This is a genomic window from Corynebacterium sp. HMSC076C10 (assembly GCF_001812455.1).
GTDB classification, from domain to species: Bacteria; Actinomycetota; Actinomycetes; order Mycobacteriales; family Mycobacteriaceae; genus Corynebacterium; species Corynebacterium jeikeium_D.
Window position 1 is genome coordinate 1 of sequence record NZ_KV809135.1, and the last position, 882, is coordinate 882.

The window sequence follows — 882 nt, forward strand, 5'->3', positions numbered from 1 at the left end:
ACACAAACAAATAACTAAGAACAATCACAAACAGAAAAACTGCTTGACAAAATCGAACTTACAGAAAAACAAGATGCTCGCGTCCACTATCCAGTTCTCACACAACACCCACACACCACACAACAAACCACCACAACAGCAGCCTGCCCGCAGCACGCAGCAACCTGTAAACAGGAACAACAACATGTGTCATCCCAGACACCCAACAGCGCACCAACAACCAACCAACACCAAAGGAAAGCACAAACGCTTAAAGTCATCACACGCACGCGCAGACCACCACTTCAGTGATCTAACCAGTAGGTGTTCCACCCAAAAAACAAAAAATAGCCACACGCCACCAACACGATGACACATGACACAAAGAAAAAATAATCTCCTTAGAAAGGAGGTGATCCAGCCGCACCTTCCGGTACGGCTACCTTGTTACGACTTCGTCCCAATCGCCAATCCCACCTTCGACAGCTCCCCCACAAAATGTGTTAGGCCACTGGCTTCGGGTGTTACCGACTTTCATGACGTGACGGGCGGTGTGTACAAGGCCCGGGAACGTATTCACCGCAGCGTTGCTGATCTGCGATTACTAGCGACTCCGACTTCACGGGGTCGAGTTGCAGACCCCGATCCGAACTGAGACCGGCTTTGCGGGATTAGCTCGCCCTCACGGACTGGCAACCCACTGTACCGACCATTGTAGCATGTGTGAAGCCCTGGACATAAGGGGCATGATGATTTGACGTCATCCCCACCTTCCTCCGAGTTAACCCCGGCAGTTTCTTACGAGTCCCCACCACAACGTGCTGGCAACATAAGACAAGGGTTGCGCTCGTTGCGGGACTTAACCCAACATCTCACGACACGAGCTGACGACAACCATGCACC

At 51.7% G+C, this 882-nt stretch carries 1 rRNA gene; it reads right to left on the reverse strand.

Going from position 1 to position 882, the window contains the following annotated elements:
- Positions 1–384 precede the first annotated feature (384 nt).
- A 16S ribosomal RNA gene (locus tag HMPREF2857_RS06825) occupies positions 385–882 on the reverse strand; the annotation flags it as partial.